This is a genomic window from Parasphingorhabdus sp. W113, assembly GCF_055693205.1.
The window spans coordinates 798155-823161 of sequence record NZ_CM146328.1; the positions used below are offsets into that span (position 1 = coordinate 798155).

Sequence of the window (25007 nt, forward strand, 5' to 3'; positions counted from 1 at the left end):
TCTTCCTGAAATTATTGAAGAGTGGAGCTTGAGAGTTCCGATCATTCAGGGAGAATTGCGAATGTTTAGAAGCGCCGTAATACGAGCCATTGGTGTCGTCATGTTTGCTTTGTCGGCTCCCCTGGCAGCACAAAGCTATGTGCCCGACCTGTTGGAACTTGACGGCACCGTAACGCTGCAATTCCCGGCCGATGATCGCATGGCCCTGGAAGGCGGCGCGACGATCGAGTTTTGGGTGCAGCCCGACTGGAAAGGCGATCCGGGCTATGATCCGGTGATCCTTTCTAATGCTGGCGAAGAAGGTGCGCTGTATTTGGTCGCCATTGCGCGGGAAAAAGACGGCTTGGGCGTCATGTCTGGCGATCAGTTTGAAATGGTTCCGTTCGATTTCACCGACGGCAAACTCCATCATGTCAACATTACGGATTACGGCGATACCACGCTGGTGTTCGTCGACGGCGTGCTGATCAGCGAGCTTCCGCTGACTTTCAAAAAGCGCCCTTCAAAAGGGTTTTGGATCGGATCAGCAGATGGTGAGAATGATGTGTTTGTCGGTGCGATTGCTGGCCTTCGCATATGGGATATCCCCGTAGATGCTGACCATGTTCTGGATTTTATGATGGCACCCATTGCACCGCAAGAGGGGCAAGATCATCCCGATCTGAAATGGCTTGTCGGCACAAGTGACTTCCAGAACCAAGGATTTCTATTGCAGTCATATGCCGACAACTAGTGCCGAAACTCTCAGGAATCTAACAAAAAGGGAAATCAGGATGTTAAAAAGGAAAACACTCAAATTGATAGGGCTAGCTTTGACCATTTCCCTAACTGCACCCGCAATAACCGCCGCGAAAACTCAAAACCGACCGGCCACAAAGAACATTAAACCGGGCAAAAATGGGAAATATATCAACAAGCAATCCAGCACGCGGCTGAGCGTCCAGGCACGCGTGAGAGCTCAGAATCGGGCGGCCAAGGCTGCAGATTCGCAAAAGCGGGCAAACAATAAAGCGCGGGCGCTCAACAAGGAACTTTACCCGCGCGGTATACCGCGTGTTGCCGTCAAACGCCCGCCGCTCAAATCTGCTTTGAAGAAGGCGAATATGGACGCGCGCCAAAAGACGCGTGGCAAACCGGTCATTGGTTTTGCGCGATATAATAATGTGCGGACGATCCCGAACCGAGAACAGATTGCGGCTGCCGCTCAAAAAAAGCCTGGTTTGATCAGTCGCATATTCGGATTTTTGTTTCGTAAAAACTAACGGGAAAAGCGAACGGTCCGACATATTCCAAAAGAATATCGTTTGACCGTTGGCAATGGCCGCAGCGCACACGACATGCGGGGGAATGGTTTCTTCCGCGGCAGGGAGGTTATTTTGAAAACACGCATTCTTAAAGGGGGCGCCGCAGGCGCGCTGGCACTGGGGTCACTGGCATTGCCCAGCGGCGCGAGCGGACAAAACCCGCCCGAACCCGGCTCGTTCGCTGATCTCATGACGAACCCGGTCAGGGGTGGAGGCCTGCTTTTGCAGCCCACGATTGGGGAACGCGGTGATCTGTTCAAAGGGTGTGAAAATGACGAGCAGCCGCCAGCATTTGGTAATGCCCGGGCCAATCCGCGCAACCGGATCGAGAACGCCCGGGGAGCAAATTCAGGCGGGACTGGCCGCGTCTTTGCGCAGGTTGGGGCAGAAGAACAAACGGGCGCGCCGACAAGCGATCCCGTTGATGAATGCTGGTCTCGGATCGACGGTCTTTGGGTTGAGCTGGGCGCGCGGCCTACTTTTGATACAGAGTTTCGCGCCGCTGGCTGGGGCGACATCACTGGTAACTCAGACCAGAGCCCGATGGCTCACAGTGTTTACACCAAGCCTCGCTATTTGGTGATCGAAAAAACGACCAATCTGCAGCGCCAATTAATCGCTACCCAACCTTTTGGGAGTGACGGCAAAATCACCTTCTCTTCCAAAGATGGTATAAGCTTGAAACAATCTTTGAACCAGCGCGGGCCGGTTAAACGATACACGGCGTTTCAAGCCATGCGAGGTCTGGGGCGTGATCTATCCGTGCGGCTCGCAAGCAATGGCGCGGCCGTACTCACGATTGGCAATACGCAGTTTATTCGGCCCAGGCCGGCGCTGTCAGCAGCTGAGCGCGCGGCGCAGCCGCCAATGCAGGACGCGTTCAATCGCGGCGACAACATCCAAGACTTGGATGTGGTCGCTCAAGGGTTTGATGTGACCAAGCAGAACCCCAATCGTTTTGGAGAGAACAACAAGCGGTTCGTCTTCGAAAAAAAGACATCCACCGATTATTACGCTAAAGATCGCAAGATTGTGCCGATTGACATGGCGCTTGATTTGCACGGCGATCAAGAGGCAATCTATTTTTCCTCAATCGTCAGCAGCGCATCCGAGATCCAGAGCGCCTATGCGTCCAGTTTTGGCATATCCGTTAAAGCCGGTGTTAGCGGAACAGCCTCGGATCCGACGCAGACACTTAGTGTCAATCTTGAAGCTTCGGTCGGATTTGGCGCAAATTTTGCGAACAGTGAGTTCTCGTCGATTGAGGAGAGCAATTCTGTCTCGCAAGCGGTCGGGTTTTCGCGCTTCAGAAAATTCGCTCTGATCCGTGATCACGCGCAATCGAAACTGGATGGCTTTTTCCGCGATGCCGTAATCTCCGCTACCGAAAGCGGCGATTTTAGTCGGATTATTGATAGCTACGGCACCCATTACCCCTATGCCACGACCTTTGGTTCATCCGGGCAAATGCGCCATACGACCACTGAAGAAGGTTACCGAGAAGTTATGGCTGAAACGTCAAGTGAGAGCAAAAATGGCGGTGCCAATCTTTTGATTGTGCAAGCCGAAGCCAACTCCAGCAGCTCTTCGCAAAACAGCAAGGGTTTTAAACGCGAAACACAATACGGAACGGCATTTTTCGATGCGGTTGGCGGCAATGGCAGTTGGGATCAAAACGGCTTTTCCGCCGGAGACACTCCCTATCCTATTCTAATGGATATGCGCCCGCTTGCTGAGCTGCTTAATCCGATGAACTTCCCCGGTCAGCCAATGATTTACAATCAAGGACGGCGCCAGCTTGCGGCAACGATCGATAACTATTTGCGCCGTGCGGGGCGGCAGGTGAGCGATCGGTCGTTGTTGCCCGAGATCATTCCGACCCAGCGTTGGACCATCCGTGCACTGAGCGTCAACTGTCATCGCGCAGGATCGCTCGAAGGCAACAGCGACCGCATTCAATTACAAGGTCAAATGCGGCTGGACGTGAACTATCCATCTACCAAGAGCCGGGTGGTCTTTTCACCTGGCACGGGCAAAAAATATCGCGGGATGTTTTGTAATGGGCGGAATTATACCGCTAGCGATGCAACGCGTTTCGTCCTGGAGGGCACGCCCGCTGAGCTCGCGCGCGCGCGGTACCGTATCCGCACCAATTTTGATGAAGCCGATTTTGGCTCTCCCATCAAAGCGTTGAGGGTGCGGGTACAGGGCGGATTAGCGCAAGCGGTTTGGCCCGATAAGATCTTCCAGGGAAATTCACCGTGGTTCACTTTGCCCGATGAAAGTGCACTCGACGCTTCAGGAAGGCTGGTACGAACTTATGGCGTGCCTGGCGGCGCGGCGGGCAAGCAACCAGACCTCCGCCTGCGGATCGAATTTGTACGTGTTGAGTGATGACGTAAGCACCTGCCCCAACACGCTTCAGCGATTTCCTTCCAGCGTGATCCAAAGCCACCAATCCTCAAAAAAATACAAGGAAATAGGAATGTTGAAATTGCTCAAAATGCAACGCGTACTTTGTATCGCAGGCGTCGCAATGGGCGCATCACCGGCTCTTGCCGCCGAACCAACCTATTTGAGTTGCACGGTAAATGAAAGGGCCAGCGTAGTGCAGTTGGATGAGGCTGCAGGTACTGCAACACTGCAAAATCGAGAGCCTCGACCCGCAACCTTTACGGCTGACAAAGTGACTTGGAGCATGACTGGCAGCCAGTTTGAAATTGACCGTGTCGCCCGATCCATGACTATTCATTTTTTCGGCAGTCCAACGAGTGGCCCCTGCAAGGAAATACCGCCCTTGGCGATTAACCCGACACAGAAATGGACAATACGCGCACTCAGTATCAATTGCTCTGCATCGGGTAGAAATGAAGGCAATCGTCCTGACATCCAGTTGAAAGGGCAGATGCGTCTCGACCTGAAATATCGAGGCGAACGCAGCAGGATTGTCTTCAACGTGACAAGCAAGAAAGGGTATCGCAAGATAAGCTGCGACGGGCGCAATCATACCGCCACTGATCCCACCAAATATGTGCTCGCAGGAAAAGGCGAAGAATTACTCACCGCGCGATTCCGGGTCCGAACCAATTTTGATGAGGTGGATTTCGGTTCACCAATTCGGGCTCTCAGAACGTACACGCAAGGCGGATTGGCCCAAGCGCAGTGGCCTGACAAAATCTATCAAGGTTTCTCAGGATGGAGAGGCATGCCTAAACGCTTCGGTTTTACTCGTCCGTATAAAATTGTTCGGAAATACAGTGTTCCGCGCAAAAAGGGTGATCCCAATCTTTATTTGCGGATCGAGTTTGAGCGCGTTGAATGAGGCACATGGGATCTCGTTCACAATGTCCGTTGATATCGCAGAGTGACAGGGGAATAGCATGAAATATGCGTTTGCTTCGTTGACTATGACGGCCGGTTTGGTGTTGTCACACTTCACGCCTGCAGCCGTGACGCCAGCCAAGGCGCACGGCAAGCCAATGAACATCACAGCCTATTGCAAAGCCGTCCACAATGCTGATGGTCGCGGGCCGTCTTGGAGTGCAAAATATTATCCCGGGCCCGGGCAATGGTGGTGCGAGGAGGCGACCATTATGGGGTGGCAGATCAGGGGCGGTGCAAAAAAGCGGGTAGATCCAGCGAAAGCTTGTCTGCGCATGCATCGCACATCGCGCATCCACACGCACAAGGGATTAAACTATGCCGTTGAGGCCAACATGCATTGCGGCGAATATGTTGGCCTTGCGCCATCGATGGCCGATATGCGGCCCGCCTCGCTCACCATCTGTAACAATACCAGCGCGGCGCGGTTGTCGGTCGGTTATGCTTTCCTGGACCGGCGAGGCACATATGCGCCGAATTGGCGATCTAAAGGCCATTATGTTTTAGGGCGCGGCAGTTGTGAAACGATAGACCTGCCAGCAAGCCATGATGACAGCGGGTATCGCGGCGACCTTTATGTGTTTGGCGCACATCGTGGTGCGATCATGCCCGGTCAGGGCCGACCCATGTGTGTCTGGAGGATCGGCGATTTTGAACGGCCGTCAGCCGACCAACGCAGTACCTGCAAGCAGCGAGGGTATATAATGGTGCCGACGACCCATATTCAGGCTTCTGCCGGGAATGTGCGACATGCGTTTTCCGATTGATGGGGTCAGTATAGCCGCTGCACTTCACTGTGTGACTTTGGGCTTTCCCATTCCAGCGCACGCCGCGCAGACCGACCCGAACATCCCTTATGACGTGGCCGAACCGTCTGAGCGAAATCCGCTAACCCGCAGCTACGCCATACACCCTCATGATGGCCGCGAGCCTAGCGCTGAATATATGCGCGAAACGAGCGCAAAGGCTGCTGCATGGCGCGCACAAATTGGGGCCAACAAATGGCAATCAGGTTTTGCAGGCTTAACCGGCGAATTTGATGCCAACCCATTTGCTCCCTTGCCGCAATATCTGCGTGTCTTTGGCGGCAATGTATCGCTCACAATCGGCTTTGACCAAAAGATCGATGCGGATATGTCAGCCGCCGAAGTAGAGGGCCTGATCAATTATATCGGCACAGACGGCTTCCCGATTGGCGCGCTTTCGAGCGAAGATTGGAAATGCGATGCCAAATTACTGCGATCGCACCTTACCCGCGACATCCGCGTCACCAAATTCGAAGACGGCGCGATGGTATTGAAAATTGACACCGAATTTAGCGCGGTTGCCTGCCAAGATCGCAGGGTCACCTCTGGCTTGCCCTATCCGACCCTACCCGACTTTGCCTATTTCAGCCATGCCCAACCTTTTGCCGCAGACCTCACGCTTGAGATTTCAATCCCTGCCCTGAAACACGCAGTGACCACGGCAAACCCCGCGATCTGGCGCAATATCAATCATGAGGCGTGGAAAACAGTGCAAGCCTCTTCCGTTTTCGAATTGATGTCCATCTATGCCGACGGCCATTTATCTGTGGAGGAAGGACGGCCCGCCATTACGTTTCAGGCTTACCGCACCGACGATGTGCCAGAGGGCCTGAAGGATCAGCATATGGTTTTGGCCACCATTACAACTTTCGGCATTCTGGATGATTCAATCGCGGCGGAGCGCTGGAGCGGGCTTGTGAGGTTGCAAGACGGCAAATGGTATCTTGAGCGTTTGTATCGATCGCAAAAATGCAGACGCGGCCCTGAAGAAAATCGCTGGACCAGTTCCCCATGCGGCTAAACCAGAAATGAGGGCCGGTTTCCAGTGAGCCTTGGGATTGAGCCCAGGGCCTATCGCGATAATATGGCCGATATGACTCATCCAGATTCACCACAAGCTCCAGCTTCGCTTGAGCCGGCGTTCGCTTTCGCGATAAAGCGGAAACCATCAGAAGATCCGAAATTGGGGTGCTAAGCAGATATCGGAGGTTTGCTGATAATTCATCTTATGTTGGAAATGGAGCGGGTAATGCCACCCGTGCGGCCAAGCGCCTTAACGGACCCAAGCGGCCATCAGCGCCTCGTTGAAGCGGACTGGAGATTCCTTTCAAGATGATATGCCGACACACCACTTTTTTCCTAATTATCTGGTGTCTGGCACCTGTCACGTAGAGTGGAAATCAACCGACTCTTTGAGCCATTTCAGCGTTTGATTGATTTTGCGATCGCCCAGGACAGGTTTTTGACAGATAAAATTATATTGGGCTGATCGCTCAGTTGTCCGCTTCAAAATGGGTATGATTGAGCGCCCGTAGCCGGGATAATTCTGGATCAACGGATGCATCGCCAGGGCGATGCCTGCGCCGCGCTGAACAGCGTCGAGCGCACCCAAGATGGAGTCGAAAATCAAATCACGCTTGGGCTGCAATTCCCCGCTCGCCTTGGCATTGTACCAATTTGACCATGCCGATGGATATTGCCGAACGTGAATAAGGGTGTGGTGATGAAGGTCTTCCGGACTTTCAAGGGTCGGTGCATCGCGCAAATAGTCCGGTGAAGCCACCGGTTGGCCACTGACCTCGATAAGTGGCACGGCCGCCAATCCCTGACTATGCGCATCGCCGAAACGGATGGCGATATCTGTTTCTCCGTTTGCAACATCGGCATAACTATTTGAGGTTTCGATTTTCAGCTCAAGATCTGGAAAGTTCGTTTCGAAGCGATTGAGATTAGGCAGCAATATGGTGCTGGTGAAAAAGGGAAGCGCGCTGATGCGGACCATATTAGTGTCGCGCCGCCGTTTTAACGCGCGGGTGGCAATCCGCAGCTCGCTGAGCGTCTTCCTGACGGCATCGCGATATTGGGTGCCGGCCGCGGTGAGTTGAATGGAGCGACCTTTGCGATTGAACAAGGGCAGGCCCAACTGATCCTCCAGGTCCTTGACGGCATGGGAGACAGCCGATGGCGTGCGGTCCAGTTCGGCTGCAGCAGCGGCAAATGTGCCCAGCGTCGCTGCTTTTTCAAATGCCCGCAGCGCTGCCATCGACGGCAGGTGAAGTTCACCGTCTTTAGTTGAAATTAATTCATCTTTCATGAATCGAACTCGCTTGGCCCTTTTCTCAAAAAACTTCATCTACATAGCCTGATGGAGAATATCAATCGATGACAGCATTTCAAAAAGATGAAGATAATTCATGGATATCCTATCCCGAAGCCAGTGGTCCGTTTCGTGGTCTGCAGGGAGGAGGCCTTGCAGCCCTTATGGTCACAGAGCTGGAAGAAATGGCTACTGATGAAAATCTCGGGATAGCGACTTCTGCTTCCGTCGAATTTTTGCGGCCAACTGGAACCGGCCCGCTACGGACCCGTCCGCACAGGCTTCGCATTGGTCGTCGGGTCAGCATTTTGACGAACGAGATATTTGAAAATGATATTCAGACCGCGCGGTCGACCGTTTGCTTTGTCACCCGATCAGAACTGCAGGATGTCAAAGCCCCGCCAGCCGATACCCATAATCCGGCCGCTCTGCCCGTATTGCCGCCCCGCGAAGCACCGCATGGCGGTCCCTGGATGATGGACAATTTTGAAGTCCGGTTGTCGCCCGATGGCATTGTCTGGTTTCGATTCACGGGGGAGATTGTGCATGCCATCACCCCCTTCGCCAGAACCTTGGTCCCCGCCGACTGGACGCATGGGCTGAACCGGCCGGCATCGCCCAAAATGGCTGATCCGAATGTTAATATCCAGATGAGCTTGTCGCGCCATCCGGAGGGCGCGTTTATCGGAATATCAGCGCAGACCAGATGGATGCCCAACGGAATCGGAATGGGAGAAGGTGAGCTGTTCGATGCACATGGCGCAATCGGGCGCGTGATGATGTCGGTTGCGTTGACCCCCTTTGAATAGACCAAAAGGAGTTTAGTGATGCTCGCAGACTTGGCCGTCAGACTGGAGTCCCGTCATTGGCGCAAACGGATCGCATGGACGCGAAAAAATTGGCCTGCCTCCAGTCGCCCAGACATTCGGTTTTATGAAGATGACGATTGCATGATCCGCTATCGCAAAGCCGGTAAGGGGCCAGCCATCGTCTTTCTCTGCGACGGCCCTGCCACGCTCGAGGTGTATGACGATTTGATCGACAAGCTGCGCAGCGCGTTCACTGTGATCGTGTTCGAAACACCGGCGAACGGCTTTTCCATCCCCAAACCATCCTATAATTTTGAATTTGTACCAACCAACGATGGCGTCGCGCGGTTCTTGCAGGTCGTGGCTGGTGAGGGCGCGATTTTGGCGTTTTCCTGTGGCGGCGTCTATGCCGCTGTCGATATCGCGGCACGCTATCCCCAATTGTGCAAAAAGCTCATCACAATCCAGGCACCCTCTTGGGATCAGGAAATGCTGTGGAAGAAACGCCGTGATCCCAAAGGCATCGTTTCCATGCCCATTATCGGCCAATTGATGTTCCCGCGCATGATGAAGCCGCGGGCACCTCTGTGGTACAGCATGAGCATGGCCGATACGCCGCTGGTTCGGCATTTCTGCCACTGTACCCAAGAGGCTTTTGATCATGGCGCCAATTTTGCGCTGCCAACCCTATTCCAAAAATATCTTACCGGCGAAGAAGCGCCCTTTGATCAGGCTGAACAACCCACCTTGGCTATTTGGGGAGAGCAGGATGAGTCCCATGCGGCAACGGACAAGTCGTCTTCAAGGACTCTAGCGAAAAACGTGAAGCTGCTATTGCTCAAACATGTCGGACATTTCCCGGAGTTGGAAGACACGAACGGCTTTGCCGCACTTGCTTCTCAATTTTCCAGAACCTGAAATTATGTCAGGCTGATTCTATCGAAGTAAACATATGATGATATATTTCCTATAATTGTGAATGAACCTTGACCTGATCGACTATTCATTCAATCCCAAGCCTGTCCAAAGATGCGGTTTTGCGGCTTGAGATGAAGCGATTGTTGACGGAAATGGTGGCATTGCAATGAGTGACATCAGCAGAAGAACGGTGCTGGGCGGTGCTGCTGTGGCAACCGCAGCGGGTGGTGCGGCTTATTATTCGGGTATGTTTTCCTCGCAGCCGGAATCTCGCCCTGCATTGAACCGGAAAATCGAAAAGTCCGACGTGATCGTCATTGGCGCCGGGCTTGCGGGTTTGAACGCCGCCCTTTTGCTGGAAGAATTGGGGCATAATGTCACCGTTCTTGAAGGCCAGAAGCGGGTCGGTGGCCGCCTTTACACCATGGACGATGTGCCCGGCATGCCCGAGGCTGGCGGCAGTGGAATAGGATCCAGCTACGGCCGGATCCTCGGCGCAATGGACCGGTACAAGATTGACCGTGCTCCGGAACGGCCGAGAACGGTTGCACAAATCGAAAATACCATCATCAATGTTGCCCGGCAAAATATCACACCGGACGAATGGGCGAGCCATGATCTCAATCCCTTCCCTGAAGGGATGCGCGACAAGATGCCCTGGTCATTCAAATATGGCATTTATGGAGACAATAATCCGCTATCGGGACCGGACCAGTTTCTCGATCCCAAATTTGCCAAATATGATATCTCGGTATTTGACTTCCTGACCAGCAAAGGTTTTTCGCGCGAAGCGATCGAACTCGGCGCCGGAACCAATATGAGCTATGGCGATGCCCGCGGGCCTTATGGCCTGTCGGTCCTGATGTGGTTTAACATCATCGCCTTTGGCCGGGCCAATAGCGGTGCGACGCTGCCTGGCTCTCCCTTTGCCGCCAAAGGGGGCAATCAACGCATTCCTGAAGGCATGGCAAAGGGACTGAAGGCTGAAATCCATATGAATGCCAAAGTGGTCGGCATTCGCAGCGAAAAGGATCAAGCCGCAGTGATGCTGGATGATGGTACTGTCTGCACGGCCAAGCGCGTCATCGTCACCGCACCGTTTTCGGCCCTGAGGCTGGTCACTATCGATGCGCCCCTGGCGCCTTTGCAGGCCCATGCGATCCGCGCTCTCGGCTATACGAATGTCACCCATCTCCACTATGTGCCAAAGCGCAAATTCTGGGACGATGACGGGATGGAAGCATCGATGTGGACAGATGGCCCTACGGCCCGGTTCATGGCTTTGCGCAACAATCCCGAAAGCCCGGACGAAATTACCAGCTTTATTGCTTTTGCCAATGATCGGCAGGCCAACCTGCTCGATCGGTTAGGGCCTGCGGCGGCCAACCAGCATATCTTGTCCTATCTGGAACAGATCCGGCCGAGCACCAAGGATGCGTTGGAATTTGTGAAATTCTGGTCCTGGCAACTCGATCCGTTTAGCGGCGGGGCCTATGCCGCATGGCAGCCCGGACAATTGTCCACATTCGGAAAGGATATGGCCAAGCCTGCCGGCCGACTCCATTTTGCCGGAGAGCATACCGCGGTTGCGGCACGCGGCATGGAAGGGGCAATGGAATCGGGTGAGCGCGCGGCATTTGAAGTGGCGGAATCGATATGATGCATTGGAGAGGTGTGAGGATGGCAAACCGCAATATGACAAACCGGATCCGAGCAGGTCTGGCTGGCTTGGCCTGCTTGGCGATGACCACAGCCTGTATGCCGGAAAACGAAACCCGGAGCGCCGGCAGCAGCGCTGTCTCTTCGACTCAACAGGATCTCCAGAATATCATGCAATGGTGGAATGGGGACTATGATAATGATCGCCAAGTCGCCGCGCTTACCGCGGCAGGCAAGCCGGTCTGGCGCGCAGATGGCAGTGGCAAGGGCGGCCATATCGCGGTCCGTTCGCATTACCGGCCGATCAATTTGCCCGCATTTGGGGAGCATGTGATCTATGTCGAAGAAACGAAACATGGTGATCCTGGGAATATTTTCCGGCAACGTCTCTATACGCTGTCCATTGACGATGCGGATCAGCTGCGCGTGAAACTCTGGTATTTCAACGACAAGCAGAAATATGTCGGCGCCTGGAAAGACCTTTCCAAACTGAACGGTCTCACCAAGGAAGATATGTTCCCATTGCAGGATGACTGTGATCTGCTGGTCAAGAAGCAGGGCGACAAATATCATATGCCGATGGCGGACAAAGCCTGTATTTTCGGCAAAAACTATTTCAGCTATCAAGTGCTGCTCGGCAAAGACAGCTTCTGGTTTCGCGACAAGATCAACGCGGTTGCTGATGATAGCGTTGTCTCAATGGCCGGCGACTATAGCTATCATGAACTGGACAAGATCAACTGATCGTGCGGTTCCATTGGACGGATCGGTTCCTGAAGGCCGTTTTACCTGCCATCGGACTGTTTTTGCCAGCCTGTCATCCGGTTCCAGCGGTTACAACGTCAAAGGCCCAAATTGTGCGCTGTGATGATAACAGCATCACGATTTCCTGCCTGTTGCAATCGGCAGAACAAGCTTTTTCGGAGATCGAAAGCGATGCCGACTGGATTTCGGTAGCAAGCGAGCTGGCCGTCGCACTTGCCGAAAACGGGCAGGAAAACAAAGCGCGATATTTTCTGACCGAGGCGGGCGTCCGTGCGCAGCAACTGGATAATCCTGTCGCAAAAATTACAGCAGCCGCAGAACTTGGCAGGGCGGCAGCGACCGCCAAACTGCCGGATGTCGCGCTGGCCTTGTTGCGGATCGGAAATGAAGAGGTTGATTGCCTCGAGGAAAATGCGAAAAAATATGATCTGATCGGCAAGCTGGTGGCGGTCCAGGCCTCCGCAGGACAGCCGGAGCCGGCGATCCGGAAAATATTGTCTTTTCCCCAAAGCTCCGAAAATCACGCTGCTTTCAAGGCCCGTACATTGCGTGAAATTGCCGTGGCGCAGGCCAGCGCCGGCGATTTTGATGCAGCCGAAAAAACCATCACCGCGATAAGTTTTGGGCTGACTTACTATCAATCAACAGTGCGTTCCGACGTGGCGTCACTCGCTTTTGAAGCAAGAGAGAGTAAGCGAGCCATGCAACTGTTGCAACAAGCTGAAACCATCGCCCGGGCTCAGGACAACGGATATTTCGTCGCCGGAGCGCTGCGCGATATCGGCGTTGTCTATGCGCAGAATGACATGATTGAAAAAGCAATGGCTCTCTTTGCCGAAGCCAGGGCGGGGGCCCGCAAGGCCAATAGCAATCAGGAAAAAGCGCGCGCATTGAGCCGGATTGGTACTGGCCTTGCCGATTGCGGCTTCTATGCCGAAGCAAAACCCATATTTGCCGAAGCGGAGGGATTTGCCAAAAATGCAAGGTCGGAGCTGTTTCGCGATTTCTCTTTCTACGAGATTGCCGGGTCGGCCGCCTTTGCGGGCGATTTCGAAACAGCCAACCGGCTGGTCGCAACACTGCCCGAGACGAAATTCGGTTCCACCCGTTCACTGAAGGCGGCAACGCAGCGCGACATTGCCTGGGGGTTGGCGAAACACGGGCGCCCATCTGAAGCGCGCGCTTTGATCAACGGGATTGCTCCTGCACGCGAACGGATCATGAGTTTCAGTCGCTTGGTGCGGTTGCTCAAAAACCCAAAAATGCAGGCGTTTCCACGCTATTTGTGAATGTTACTGGATCAGGATAGCGCGGCTATACCGGTCGGTGATCCACAAGCGGATCCCGTTGGGATCTCGGACAAGCAACTCGCCAAATCTTTTGTCCGGGTCCGGCGCAGCGATAATCTCATATCCCAGCTTATCAACCTGATCGTGCACCACCCTGGCATCTTCGACCATGAATTGCAGCATGATGGAACCAGGCTGTGACCCGTCGCCGCTAAGCTTGTCTTTCGGTGGCAGCTTCACTCCGTTTTTATCGGTGACTTCGGACAGCGCAATATAGCCAGCATGAAATTTTGCTCCGCTGTTCAAGGTGGGCCGCAGGATGACCATCCGGATCGCCTGATCTTTCTCCAATCCCGCAAAATCGGGCAGTCGGGGATCTGACAGTTTCTTGCGATCGAGAATGACTGTCATGCCCAGAATATCACGATAGAATTTCAGGCTTTCGTCGATATCGCGAACCGTGATTCCGGCGCGTGCGAATATGGCCGATTCAAATTCGGGCGCGGTTTCCGGCCAAGGTGCGGGTTTGATCTGCGCGATTGCAGCAGAGCAAGCCACGAATGCCGCCGCGATCATCATGATACTGGTTTTCTTCAACTGTCCCTCCTTGGCGATAATTGTGGCCGTTCACCTAGATGGGCTTCACATTTCCCAGAAATGCGGTGAGGAGAAGCAACAGATAAACCACCCAAACCCAGAGCCGAGAAACATTCATCGTTTTGAGTAACGGTATTTCGGTCTCGTCTGATGAACCTTTGTTGATCAGGTCCATCAGCAAAGGCCCGACCGGCTTGAAAAACACATCAATCATGATCGCTGCGAAAAAGATGAGACCGAACAAGACAGCTTTCATTGCAAGCCATGCAGAGGCAAGCGGTTCTCCAGAAATCAGCGAATATGTTCCCAGGCCGAGATAAAAAGCGGTCAACGCATATTTCAGAATGGATTCAATTTTGCGATCACGGGCCGCGCGCGGGGTCTGGTCATGCAGGTGCGCATCCCATACCAGCCACGTCCAAAATCCGCCTATTGCCCATACGAAGATCAATATCGATGCGGGAACCTGCCAATAGCCGCCGAGTGACAACATCGTGATCGACACCGGCACCATAAGCGCCCATGCCGTCCGCGGGACCATGTCCAGATTGACCAGCAGTTTTAGCAACATCATCCGTTGCTGCAGGTCATATTTCTCCCGCTTGCGAAAATGCTGACCCAACATATTGACGCCGACATCCGCGCCCAGCCAGAGAACGAACAGCAACAGATGGATGAATACGAACAGTTGATAAAAGGAAATCGATAGAGATTCGAACATGGCCTATGCCTTTTGAAATACGCGCTTAATTGGCGTTGCTGATGCGCCGTTCGTGGCACAATGTGCGCTTGAAAAGCCGTCCGTTCTTGAACCATTGTCTCACTCGGGATCGCCGATTGCCACCTGGTTCAAGACAGATCATCTCGTTCAGCGTTAGCCGCGGGTCCGAAGTTTGCGTTATGTTGACCAGGATATTCCCGAAGTCCGTTTCCCAGATGCATCCTTCAAATGGGTGGCTGTCCCACCACAATTTGCCATCCACAAACACGCTGTTCTGCGTAAGATGATGTTCCTGTCCATCGTCCCAGATAAAGTGACTGTCCTGAATATGGGCATATGGCCCCTTGTCAGGAAATTGATGTTTCACAAAGGCCTGATGGGTTTCCAGCAAGCGGCCGGCATTGCAGAAATGTTGGAAGCTTCCTTCCCACTGGCCGGCATGAGCCAGCAGGGTGGGCATGTCCGATGCCAGCGTGCCGACAGAGACGGTGGGTGTGTCCAATTCGCGTATGCGCGCCGATATCCGGAAGCTCGCTGTCATGTCAGGGCATTGTCATCCCGATACGAAAGCCAAGCAACTGGCTGTGATATACCGCCTTGTCGCCCGCTTGTGCGGCGGCACGGACCCAGTCCGTCCCGGATACCCAGCTGCCGCCCTTGGGTACTCTGCGATCGCATTCACCGCCATCTTCCGCCAGCCATGGGCGACCGTCAGTGGGAATGTTGGAAGGGTCCCGATGCAGGCAGTCCTCGGTCCATTCGTACACATTGCCCAGCACGTCGTAGAGACCCCATGCGTTTGGCTGATAGGTTGCGACCGGTGCTGTATGTTCATAGCCATCGTCACATTTGAACAACGGTGCATGATCAAAATTCCGCCGGAAAACATCATCGGCAACATTGGCATGTTTGCAGGCGTCGCGCTGCGATGTGCCCCAATACCACGGGCCTCGGGTTCCGGCTCGAGCGGCATATTCAAACTCGGTCGCAGACAGCAACCGATAGGGTTTACCCGTTTTTTCAGCCAGCCACTTTGCATAGGCGGTGGCATCGACATGGCTGACGCACACGACCGGGTGGCTGTCATTCTGGGGAAAGCCGGGATTGTCCCAATTGTGGTTGGGGACATAGCCCATGATCCGCCCGCGGGACCACGTGTTGCAACCATCCTGCGCCATTTTGTGATCGGATTCTGTCATGAAAAGCCGATATTGGCCGCGGGTTATTTCCGTTTTTCCGACGGCCAGCTTATAGGCAATGTTGACCTTGCGCAGATCGACATCGCCACGTTTGCGATTGGCTTCATAGGGTTCTGCGCCAATCATCGCTTCGCCCGATGGCACAACAACCATTTCTGGACAGTTTTCGCAATCAGCGAAACTTGTGGGTGCGGTCTCAGCCGCAGCAGCCGAAACCGACAGTCCGATGAGGCCCGACACGCCTGCGACGGCGGTGAAAACACGCGCTGGTATCATCGCGTGACCTCTTTCATATAGGCAATCAGCGCTTCCCGCTCTTCCGGTTTGGCAATTCCGGCAAACACCATCTTCGTCCCCGCTATCGCGGTGGTCGGGCTTTCGATCCAGGCATCCAGCGCAGCATCGTTCCACGTTAAGCCCGAAGCCAGCAGCGCCTCGGAGTAGACATAGCCTTCTCGCGTGCCAGCCTTGACGTCGTAAAATCCGTGAAGATTGGGTCCGGTTAAATGGGGCTCACCCTGATTGACCGTGTGGCAGGATCGGCATTTTAGAAAAGCAATCTTGCCTTTCTTGGCCAGCGCACTGAGAGCGATTTCCGGCGCTTGCGGTGCTGCTTCGGTCTGCGTTTCTGTGACTAAGCGTTCCGGTTGATCGGCTGGCTGACTATCGCCGCCCGAGCAACCTGCCAATAATAGTATCGCCGATGTTAGCGCGACTTGATTCTTTATCTTCATTTTTACCCTCTATATGGAATGGCTGGTTCGATTGGAGCATTACCTGGGTAGTAACTCCAACGGTTCCCTGAATTGATATCCGTCCCGATGGCAAAACGCCCCGATCGATTCTGCGCGCAGACCCACTTGTCGTGAATTGGAATCATTGACGCTAAACGCAATCGAACGCGTTTCGCCTTTTTCCCGAAGAGAGAAATAAATGAAGTCTGGCCGGGTGTCATAATAGGGATATTCTTTTTCCCGCATCAGGACTTCAAACTCCCGTCCGTCACTGTCCCGCTTTGCCGTGGCGATTCCGCCTTGGCTGTGCAGTGGAAGATTTTCCACAACCTGACCGCTAAACTGGTTGTCGGCGAAGAAATGAATGGAACAGACAAAAGGCAAGGCGCGTCGCATTTTGTGGGGCTTGTCCTCAGGATGGCCGATATGAAGACTATTATCTGATAGCAATATCGACGCATCAACGCGCCAGAACTTATCAGAGGAAAGCCACAGTTTGTGCAGTGAATAGCGGCGTTTTTCTCCTTCGCCATAGACACAGCTTTTGGGAATGATCTGCCCTTCAAACTGACTTGCCTGTCTTTTCCAAAAGACATCGCAGCCTTCGAAGAAGATCAGATCATCCCGTTTCAGATTGGCCAAGATTGAAGGATCGCGATAGGCGCCGTGATATTTTTTGCCATCCTTGATCGCCGGAGAGGCCATGCGATTCTGGCGTGTTTTGCCGTCAGTGGTGAAAATCACAATCCGCTGGCGGAAGATGTTTTCCGGATCATTGTCGAGATATTCCTCGATATAGAATACGTCTTTGCCGAATTGCGGCAAGTCCACCCGTCGGTGGATCGTGTGAATGCGTTGATGGCGATCTTCTTGAGACAGCGCATCCCCTTGGAGGTTTTGAAACCAGATCTGCTCTTCATTATCAAATTGGCCTTCAAACCAATTTGTTAGCATAATAAGGTCGCGTGTCATTGGATCCCGGTCTGCCGCTTGGACCGGGATGCTGGCCACAAAGCCGAACGCTATCAACACGACCAGATTGAATATTATCTTCATCACCAGAGCTCCCGCATCGGTCGGATTACACGCGTTGCAACACATCCAGCGCCGCGCGTTCGCCTGATTCAAATGCGGCCTCCATGCCGCGTTCGAGCAAGGCGGTGTGCTCGCCGGCAAAATGGATGTTGCCATGGGGCTCACGCATGTAAGGTGCATATTTCATGACATGGCCGGGACGCCAGAAAACCCAGTCGCCGGCCCCGTGAACATCGCGGTGACAGGATTGAACGACCACTGGCTTCAGCGCGCCTTTCAGTGAAGGGCGAATTTTCTCCAGTTCTCGCATGGTATATTCGCCGGCCTGTTCATCAGTCATGAAGTTATATTTATAAGCTTCATTGCCATTGATGAACGCAATCGCCGAGGTTGGCTCTCCGGTTTCATCGTCTGTCAGCAATGCAAACCTTTCGAATGTTGAGTCGGTCCACATGGACCCTGGTAAGCCGTCTTCTTCCCAATATTCTTTCTCGAGCAGGAAGTGCACCTGAATCGAGATGCCATAGCTGATGTCGGCAATGGCCTGCGCCGTTCGTTCAGGCAGGCGGGGAGAGAATTTGACACTTTGCATGACCGAATAGGGCATCGTGTTGATGATATGACGCGCTTTGTAGCTGCTATTGTCCCCACAGCTTACCGTCACGACATCGCCGGCATCATCAAACGACAATACGGTCTTGTTGAGCAGCACCCCGTTTTTCAGGCTCTGACCCATTGCCTGTACCATCAGCGAGTTTCCGCCCTTCACCTGTTGCACTGCCGGAAGGTCCGGGCGCGCCTTGGCCATATTGCTGTTGAATTCATTAACCGCATAGCGGCGTAGCTCATTCAGTGCCGAGGTGTTGTCGATGTGATCGGAATGGATGATGATATTCATCAGCCGGATCGTCTCTTCATTAAACCCAAGTGTCTCTCGCAGATACTGGCTGTGAGGGATATCATACTGGGCGTATTCCGGCTTAATCCAGTCATCCAGTGGCTTGCCTGACAATGGATTGTTTTTATGAGACAGTGTCCACAACATACGGTCGGGAAGAATTTTTCGATCTTCGCCGGTCATCGGGTTCAGTTCGTGGTCTTCCCATTCCTCTTTCATTATCGTGGTGCCGCGTATGTGATAATAGCGTTCGCTGCTCCCGAGTGGGTTTTCGGGTTCGAACAATTCCAGGCCCAGTCGCCGCGCGGTATCCAGCATTCTGGCATAATTGCCGCCAATCAGCTCTCCCGCGGCTTCCGGTTTTCCGGGAATGTCCATCAAGGTATAAACACGGCCGCCGACCCTGTCGCGACCTTCCAATGTCAGAACATTCATACCCTGTTCTTCAAGCAGGCGGGCGGCGTGCAGTCCCGACAGACCAGCGCCAACAATAATGGCGTCATAAATTGTGTCGTCCGATTTCATCGCCGATTCCGAACTTTCCAATTTGGAACCATCCGAACAGGAGGCCATCAGTCCGATTGCGCCTACGGCGGCACCACTCGCCAAAATCTCGCGCCGCGTAACCGGCTTGCGATTCTGTTTCCGTGATAGCTGGCCTGGGATACCTGGAATGTCGTTTTTCATTTTCTAACCGCGCTTTTGAGAAGTTGGTAATAAACCAAAGCACAGCATATCCGCCCAGAGCAAATTGCGAGATTCTGCAATCGATAAATATACATATATTGATAGGATGAATTTCTATACATCAGCATATGCTGTCGTTCGAATCATGGCCGCAAGGGATTATGCAGAGCAGGGGGTGCTCGATCACTCCGAGGGTCGAAAAGGGAAGGGACTAGGTAATGGCTGATACTATCATAAAATCTGTCCGGCGCATTTTTGAGATATTGGAATTTTTCGATCGCGAGCGCCGTCCCCTGGCTGCGAAAGAGATTTCCAAAGAACTGGGTTATCCTCTGATGAGCGCTCATCAATTGCTCAAGAGCATGTATCAGCTGGGCTATGTCGACTTTGACGCTCCGAATTGGACCTACATGCCGTCCAAAAGCTTTACGTCTGTTCTGGATTGGGTGCCGGATATCATCGAGCGCGAAACCGGCATATTGGATTTCGTCAACGCTTTGAACCGGGAATCACGAGAAACGGTCAACATCAGCAAAAGAATTGGAACCCAGGTGCGTATCATTCACGGGCTGGAGTCCGTCCATCTTGTTGGTGTCAGCGTGAAGGTTGGCGTGACCATGCCGGTCGGCAATTCGTTGACCGGTCTTGTGGCTCTGGCTTCGCTGGATGATCACGAATTTTCAAAATATTTGAACTATACTAACTCGGCCGAGGCGGATCGCAGAGAGTTGTTTGACAAGAAAAAGCTGGACGAGGTGCGCGAAGAATTGGCGCTATACGGTTCGGCGGCCAAAGGCGACGTGCTGATTGATGGTGTCGGTGCAGTCTGTTTGCCGGTCAAGACACTCGCCAATCAGGAGACCCTGGTAATCGGTGTTGTTGGACCCAGTAAACGGATTGCCGAAAGCGCGGAACAACATCGGCATGCGATCGCCAGGTTGGCAAAGGTCCATGGTATCAAACCCGTTTTCAAGCTGAAGTGACGACTCTTTGTATATGTACATTTATATATGCGTCATTTTTATCTACGTCCATTGACTAAAATCATCCCCAGTTTTTATTTCTTTGGTTCTACGGAGAGAATTCCAGCCATCTGAGCCGATCTGCTCGATGGACTGTGAAGGTAAATTTGGGGAGTGAAAATGAAGAATATCAATGTTTTGAAGGCCTCGGTGGGACTTGCAACATTAGCGGGTGCATTGATTTCCGGTCCGGCTTTGGCTCAGAATACCGACGAAGCGGAAGGGGCTTCTGATGGCAATGTCATCGTGGTCAACGCGCGTAAGCGGGATGAAAGCCTGTTGGAAGTTCCCATTGCGATCACCGCATTTGATGAAAAGGAAATCCAGGCAAGGGGCTTGGAGAGCATCAGCGACTTGCCCGCTTTCACGCCTGGCTTTGTGTATGAGTCGCTGGCGACCATACCGGGACGCTTTGACAATTCACCCCGGTTTCGCGGAGTTGGCGTCAATAGCGGTTCACCCACCAGGCAAACGGCATCGGTTTTTGTAGACGGGATTTTCGTAGCAAATGGTGCGCAGGCAATTGCTCTTAACGATGTGCAGCAGGTCGAGATAATCAAGGGGCCACAGTCCGCATTTTTCGGTCGAAACACCTTTGGCGGTGCCGTTAACTACATCACGAAAACGCCGGGAGATGATTTCAAGATCGATTATTCGGCCACGGTAGCTACGCGAGACCTATATGATATTTCTGCCGGTGTGGACTTGCCGGTGAGTGATTCCTTCAAATTGCGACTGACCGGTGCCTATCGGAACAAGGGCGGACATTATACCAACACGCTCAATGGTGACGAGGTGGGCAAAGAAGAGACTTGGTCAATCGGTGGAACGGCATTTTTCGAACCTTCCGAGAATTTCGATGCCAAGATCCGCCTGAATTATTTCGAAAATGAAGACACCGCCCCTGCGATTGGTTTTGTCAATTCAACCTTTCACAATTGTGGGCCGTTCACGCGCGGCGGTGTGACCGGGACCGATAGTACGCTTTGCGGCGATGTGCCGATTCTGGACCCAGGTTTGAATACGGTGCCAACCGCGACTGTTCTCGACTTCTACACGAATGATCTGATCCAACTGAACGATAGCCCGCGGGATACGTTCGGATTGGACCGACAGAGTTTCCGTGGCAGTCTTCAATTTAATGTGCGTTTCCCTGATACCGACCTGGTCTTCAGTTGGCTCACTGGATTGAACTATGATGAAGTCAACCTGCTGCAGGACGGCGACTATAGCCCTGACGATCAATTTGTTAGCTATTCGGGACGGCAGTTTCGTGATTTCAGCCAGGAAATCCGCTTGGCCGGAGAGTCGTTTGACGGATTTTTGAATTGGAAAGTCGGCGCAAACTATTTTGATCAGCGGTTTACCAATAATGGCGAATTCATCGTGCCAGCATTCGGCCGTTTTGCTTTCGGTGGCGGCGAGCCTGCAGAAGAGCAAATTGAAACGCTCGGCTTCTTTACCAGCCTTGATTTCAACCTGACCGAAAATCTTACGTTGAGTGCAGAGGGGCGTTACCAGATCGACACGATCACCGAAGATGGCGATATCACCGACAATGTCGGTGCGCTCAAGGGCACGTTCAGATCGTTTCTTCCTCGGCTGATTCTGAACTATCAGATTACCGGTGATACTCTTGTCTATGCAAGTTTCTCGGAAGGGAACTTGCCGGGCGGCTTCAACGGCGATGTGCAGGAACTCAGCGCTACCGAGCTTGGTCGTTTGCAAGATATTCAACCCGGGGCTTCCGAGAATTTTGGCGAAGAAACGCTCCGAAACTATGAACTGGGGTTCAAGCATAATCTCGGCGGCCGTGGCTTCATATCTTACGCCGCTTTCTACATGGAAAGATCCGGCCAGACGGTCCGCCGATCCGACCTGATTACCCTGGATGATTCCTCTCAGGACCAGATCAACTATTTTATCAATATCGGCGAATCTGAAATCAAGGGATTTGAAGTTGAAGCCAATTATGAACTGGTTGATGGTTTCACAATTGGTGCCACCGCAGCTTATATTGACGGCGAACTGACCTCGTTTGATAACTCTGGGATCTATGGTGAAGTGTTCGGATCGACAGATGCCTCTGGCACACGAAGCGAACGATTCCCCAAGTTTACCGGTTCGTTATCGGCGCAATATGAGGGAGAACTAAACGACGACTGGGGTTTCTTCCTGCGGGCTGACGGCTTCTATACCGGAGAGCGGTTTGCCAGTGAAATAAACCTGACAACGGCTCCCGATGGTTTTCAGGCCAACCTTCGTGCAGGGGTGCAATCAGAGAAGTTGCGCATCGAAGCCTTTGTCACCAATTTGACAAATGACGATACGCCGACCGGGATTAATCGCTTCCGTGATTTGTCGGCCAATACACCTTTGTTTGATTTTGGAACTTTTGGCTGGATGGTTGGTCTTCGGGACAAGCGTCAATTTGGCCTGCGTGTAAGCGGCAATTTCTAACCGATCCCGTCGCCCGGCGGACATTCTTCCCTCCCTTGGGCGGAATTGGAACCGAAAATATCTTTGGTTCTGGCTGGGCGACGGGAAACCCAATGGCGGCTGCTCGGGGCGCCTCCGCCATTTAATGACCAACGCTGTCGCTCAGAATTACCTACACCTCCGATTGTTGAGACTTTAGGAACCTGTATATGCCTCTCTTTCGTCGAAAATTTGTAGATGGTCGCTATGGTCAGATGCACCTGCGAATCTCCGAGCCGAAGATTGAGACTTTCAACCCCGTGGTTTGTTTGCACATGTTCCCTCAATCCGGGCGCAATTTTGAAAAACTGGTTGAAGCATTGGGGACAGATCGAATTGTGATAGCGCCCGACTTTCCGGGATATGGAGAATCCGATGCGCCGGCAGAACCGATTGCGGCCGTGGATTACGCAGAATCGATTTGGGATGTGGTGAAACAGACGGCCTTGATCAAAAATGGCAATCAGATCGATCTGTTCGGCATCCATGCGGGATCCAAACTCGCGACAGAGTTCACCTGTCAGCACCCGTCAAATGTCCGGAAACTGATCCTGATGTCCGCCGCGATACTGCTTCCCTCCGAAATTGAACGGATGAAACAGTCCCTGTCGCATATCAAGCTTGATGAGCAAGGTTCCCGATTTCGGCAGTTTTGGGACATGCTGCTCAGAAATCAAGCGCCTGATGCCACTTTGGAACTGACAGCCAAAAACTTTGCTGAAATGGTGCGGGGCGGGGAGAGCTATAGCTGGGGGCATCGCGCAGTCTTCGAATATAATGCGGCTTTCCCCCAACGATTGTCGACGCTGGCCCATCCCATTGCGCTGCTCAACCCCGAAGATGATTTGTATCAAATGACACCCCGCACGCTCGAATATATGCGGGATGGCAAGATGATCGATTTGCCGGGCTGGAATCATGGATTTCTTGAAACCCGCGCGGAAGAACTCGCAAACATTATCAGAAACTTTCTGGATGGTGAGAATGAGAATCTTGCTGCTGCGGAATAGAGCCCTGCGGCATGCGCAATAGAATCAACAGGAGACACTAATGGCGGCTTACATGGTCATCGCTTGCAAAATTCACGATCGTGAAAAATTCGTATCCGGATATGGATCGGTCGTACCCGATGTGGTGAAGCAATATGGTGGTGAGTATCTTATCGTTGCTCCGGGTGCAGAACTGCTCGAAGGCAATCTGGAAGGCTATACCTCCATCGCGATCTCCAAATGGGACAGCAAGGACGCTGCCCGCAAGTTCTGGAATTCCCCTGAATATGCGGAAGTCAAAAAACTGCGTGAAGGTCTGGCCGACGCCGAAGTGATGATCGTTGAAGCGCCCTGAATCGATAATCTCTCAAAGCCCCACGAGGAAAATCAATGACCGCTGATATTTTTGTTCCCGAATCCAGTCCGGAAGATGCCATTGTTGGGCCTCTGCACACTGTCACCTATGTGACTGGTGACAAAGCCAAAGTCGAAGAGATTTTTACCCAAGGCTATCATTTGGATAATTCTGGCTGGACCGAACCGGCAGAAGAACAGCGTGCGGCGCTCAACCGATATTTTGGTTTCGAAGCAGATGACAGCTGGGAAAGCTGTGTATTCTTCAAATCCGGAGAAGGCGCCAATGTTCAGATCAGGGTGATTGCCCCAAACCGGGAAACGCCATCCGTTCGCCCGGCCTATGATGGACTATTTGCGGGCGGTGCGACGATGAGCTTTCCGATTGATGATCTATATGCGCATGAAAAGCATATGAATTCCATTGGGGTGGAGTCGACCATCGGGGTCAAGGAGATGGAATTTACCAGCCCAACCGGCGAGACCTATGTTTCGGCAGAGATAGTCTACAAGGCGCCGGACAATATTTTTGTTATGGGCGTCGTGCGTCCGGACATTTTTGTACCCGTAGGACCGATTGACCCCGCGACTGGCATGGGCGGGTCAGCCTATTCGGCGCGCTGCATCACGGCAGCGGATGAAACCGTGGCCTTCTTCCGCGATGTACTGGGCTTCGAAATCCGACGCGATGTTGAATTTACTGTGGGCGAAAAATCCGCACTGTTGATGCCCGAAGGAACAACCGAACGTTTCATCCAGGCCTTCGCACCTGGCAGTGCCTCAGGTTATCTGGTGCTGATGGATCATCAACAGGCAACCAAGCCAAGCCCGGCACCGGGTTATGGTCCGCCCAATCGCGGGATAGCCATGTGGTCTTTCGCGACGAAAAATCTCGATGGCGTGCTGATGCGTGCAGTCGAAGCAAAAATTGAAGTGGTGCAACCGCCGGCCAACCACGGTAGTCCCCATCTTGCTGGAAGGCGTAGCATGATCCTTAAAGACCCGGATGGCTTTTTAATCGAGATTTTCGAAGGATGAGTCCGCA

General features: G+C 53.0%; 24 protein-coding genes. 16 read left to right on the top strand and 8 right to left on the bottom strand.

From position 1 onward, the window contains the following. The first annotated feature begins 28 nt into the window (after nt 1-28). From ACZ1GS_RS03850 to ACZ1GS_RS03875, 6 genes are all read left to right on the top strand, one after another. On the top strand, nt 29-733 hold the full coding sequence (locus ACZ1GS_RS03850) for a LamG domain-containing protein (RefSeq protein ID WP_472697170.1): 705 nt from the start codon (nt 29-31) through the stop codon (nt 731-733). A gap of 79 nt (nt 734-812) precedes the next feature. Further along, nucleotides 813-1262, top strand: a complete 450-nt coding sequence (locus ACZ1GS_RS03855; protein ID WP_472697171.1) for a hypothetical protein — start codon at nt 813-815, stop codon at nt 1260-1262. 42 nt (nt 1263-1304) lie between these two features. Further along, nucleotides 1305-3698 carry an MAC/perforin domain-containing protein gene (locus ACZ1GS_RS03860; protein ID WP_472697172.1) on the top strand — a complete coding sequence of 798 codons (2394 nt, stop codon included), beginning with the start codon at nt 1305-1307 and terminating at the stop codon, nt 3696-3698. 91 nt (nt 3699-3789) lie between these two features. Continuing rightward, nucleotides 3790-4626 (top strand): hypothetical protein, encoded by an 837-nt coding sequence (locus tag ACZ1GS_RS03865; RefSeq protein ID WP_472697173.1) that lies wholly within the window; start codon nt 3790-3792, stop codon nt 4624-4626. Between the two features lie 58 nt (nt 4627-4684). Beyond that, nucleotides 4685-5452: a hypothetical protein gene (locus tag ACZ1GS_RS03870; RefSeq protein WP_472697174.1), complete on the top strand. Its 768-nt coding sequence runs from the start codon at nt 4685-4687 to the stop codon at nt 5450-5452. Beyond that, complete coding sequence (locus ACZ1GS_RS03875) at nt 5436-6512, top strand: hypothetical protein (protein ID WP_472697175.1); 1077 nt, start codon at nt 5436-5438, stop codon at nt 6510-6512. Before ACZ1GS_RS03870 ends, ACZ1GS_RS03875 begins: the two co-directional genes overlap by 17 nt. Before the next feature lie 363 nt (nt 6513-6875). On the opposite strand, the gene ACZ1GS_RS03880 is transcribed toward ACZ1GS_RS03875, so the two are convergent. Beyond that, nucleotides 6876-7844: a LysR substrate-binding domain-containing protein gene (locus ACZ1GS_RS03880; protein ID WP_472697176.1), complete on the bottom strand. Its 969-nt coding sequence runs from the start codon at nt 7842-7844 to the stop codon at nt 6876-6878. Between the two features lie 29 nt (nt 7845-7873). On the opposite strand from ACZ1GS_RS03880, the gene ACZ1GS_RS03885 reads away from it, so the two are divergent. The 5 genes from ACZ1GS_RS03885 to ACZ1GS_RS03905 all read left to right on the top strand — a co-directional run bounded on the left by ACZ1GS_RS03885 (nt 7874) and on the right by ACZ1GS_RS03905 (nt 13248). Continuing rightward, entirely contained in the window at nt 7874-8617 is a 744-nt protein-coding gene (locus ACZ1GS_RS03885) for a thioesterase family protein (protein ID WP_472697177.1), read from the top strand. Nucleotides 8618-8758: 141 nt separating this feature from the next. After that, the gene (locus tag ACZ1GS_RS03890) at nt 8759-9535 is read left to right on the top strand and encodes an alpha/beta fold hydrolase (protein WP_472697178.1); all 777 of its coding nucleotides are present in this window, start codon (nt 8759-8761) and stop codon (nt 9533-9535) included. 166 nt (nt 9536-9701) lie between these two features. Then, nucleotides 9702-11195 (top strand): flavin monoamine oxidase family protein, encoded by a 1494-nt coding sequence (locus ACZ1GS_RS03895; RefSeq protein WP_472697179.1) that lies wholly within the window; start codon nt 9702-9704, stop codon nt 11193-11195. A gap of 20 nt (nt 11196-11215) precedes the next feature. Beyond that, complete coding sequence (locus ACZ1GS_RS03900) at nt 11216-11938, top strand: chromophore lyase CpcT/CpeT (RefSeq protein ID WP_472697180.1); 723 nt, start codon at nt 11216-11218, stop codon at nt 11936-11938. Between the two features lie 113 nt (nt 11939-12051). Further along, nucleotides 12052-13248 (top strand): hypothetical protein, encoded by a 1197-nt coding sequence (locus ACZ1GS_RS03905; RefSeq protein WP_472697181.1) that lies wholly within the window; start codon nt 12052-12054, stop codon nt 13246-13248. Between the two features lie 3 nt (nt 13249-13251). On the opposite strand, the gene ACZ1GS_RS03910 is transcribed toward ACZ1GS_RS03905, so the two are convergent. Genes ACZ1GS_RS03910 through ACZ1GS_RS03940 form a run of 7 tightly spaced genes read right to left on the bottom strand, consistent with a single transcriptional unit; the run spans nt 13252 to nt 19119 of the window. Then, on the bottom strand, nt 13252-13845 hold the full coding sequence (locus tag ACZ1GS_RS03910) for a VOC family protein (RefSeq protein ID WP_472697182.1): 594 nt from the start codon (nt 13843-13845) through the stop codon (nt 13252-13254). A gap of 34 nt (nt 13846-13879) precedes the next feature. Beyond that, nucleotides 13880-14566, bottom strand: a complete 687-nt coding sequence (locus ACZ1GS_RS03915; protein WP_472697183.1) for a hypothetical protein — start codon at nt 14564-14566, stop codon at nt 13880-13882. A 25-nt stretch (nt 14567-14591) separates the two neighbouring features. After that, nucleotides 14592-15107: a hypothetical protein gene (locus ACZ1GS_RS03920; RefSeq protein ID WP_472697184.1), complete on the bottom strand. Its 516-nt coding sequence runs from the start codon at nt 15105-15107 to the stop codon at nt 14592-14594. Nucleotide 15108: 1 nt separating this feature from the next. Further along, nucleotides 15109-16041, bottom strand: a complete 933-nt coding sequence (locus tag ACZ1GS_RS03925; RefSeq protein ID WP_472697185.1) for a formylglycine-generating enzyme family protein — start codon at nt 16039-16041, stop codon at nt 15109-15111. Beyond that, complete coding sequence (locus tag ACZ1GS_RS03930; RefSeq protein WP_472697186.1) at nt 16038-16499, bottom strand: c-type cytochrome; 462 nt, start codon at nt 16497-16499, stop codon at nt 16038-16040. Before ACZ1GS_RS03930 ends, ACZ1GS_RS03925 begins: the two co-directional genes overlap by 4 nt. 39 nt (nt 16500-16538) lie before the next feature. Next, a complete protein-coding gene (locus ACZ1GS_RS03935) occupies nt 16539-17555 on the bottom strand; it encodes a chromophore lyase CpcT/CpeT (RefSeq protein ID WP_472697187.1) in 1017 nt (338 codons plus the stop codon). 25 nt (nt 17556-17580) lie between these two features. Next, nucleotides 17581-19119, bottom strand: a complete 1539-nt coding sequence (locus ACZ1GS_RS03940; RefSeq protein WP_472697188.1) for a flavin monoamine oxidase family protein — start codon at nt 19117-19119, stop codon at nt 17581-17583. 218 nt (nt 19120-19337) lie between these two features. Between ACZ1GS_RS03940 and ACZ1GS_RS03945 the strand changes: the two genes are divergently transcribed. The 5 genes from ACZ1GS_RS03945 (at nt 19338) to ACZ1GS_RS03965 (ending at nt 25000) form a co-directional block, all read left to right on the top strand. Next, nucleotides 19338-20102, top strand: a complete 765-nt coding sequence (locus ACZ1GS_RS03945) for an IclR family transcriptional regulator (RefSeq protein WP_472697189.1) — start codon at nt 19338-19340, stop codon at nt 20100-20102. A 159-nt stretch (nt 20103-20261) separates the two neighbouring features. After that, the gene (locus ACZ1GS_RS03950; protein ID WP_472697190.1) at nt 20262-22601 is read left to right on the top strand and encodes a TonB-dependent receptor; all 2340 of its coding nucleotides are present in this window, start codon (nt 20262-20264) and stop codon (nt 22599-22601) included. Between the two features lie 293 nt (nt 22602-22894). After that, nucleotides 22895-23629: an alpha/beta fold hydrolase gene (locus ACZ1GS_RS03955; protein ID WP_472697191.1), complete on the top strand. Its 735-nt coding sequence runs from the start codon at nt 22895-22897 to the stop codon at nt 23627-23629. A gap of 40 nt (nt 23630-23669) precedes the next feature. Next, complete coding sequence (locus ACZ1GS_RS03960; RefSeq protein ID WP_472697192.1) at nt 23670-23963, top strand: DUF1330 domain-containing protein; 294 nt, start codon at nt 23670-23672, stop codon at nt 23961-23963. Nucleotides 23964-23998: 35 nt separating this feature from the next. Beyond that, entirely contained in the window at nt 23999-25000 is a 1002-nt protein-coding gene (locus tag ACZ1GS_RS03965) for a VOC family protein (RefSeq protein ID WP_472697193.1), read from the top strand. Nucleotides 25001-25007: the final 7 nt, after the last annotated feature.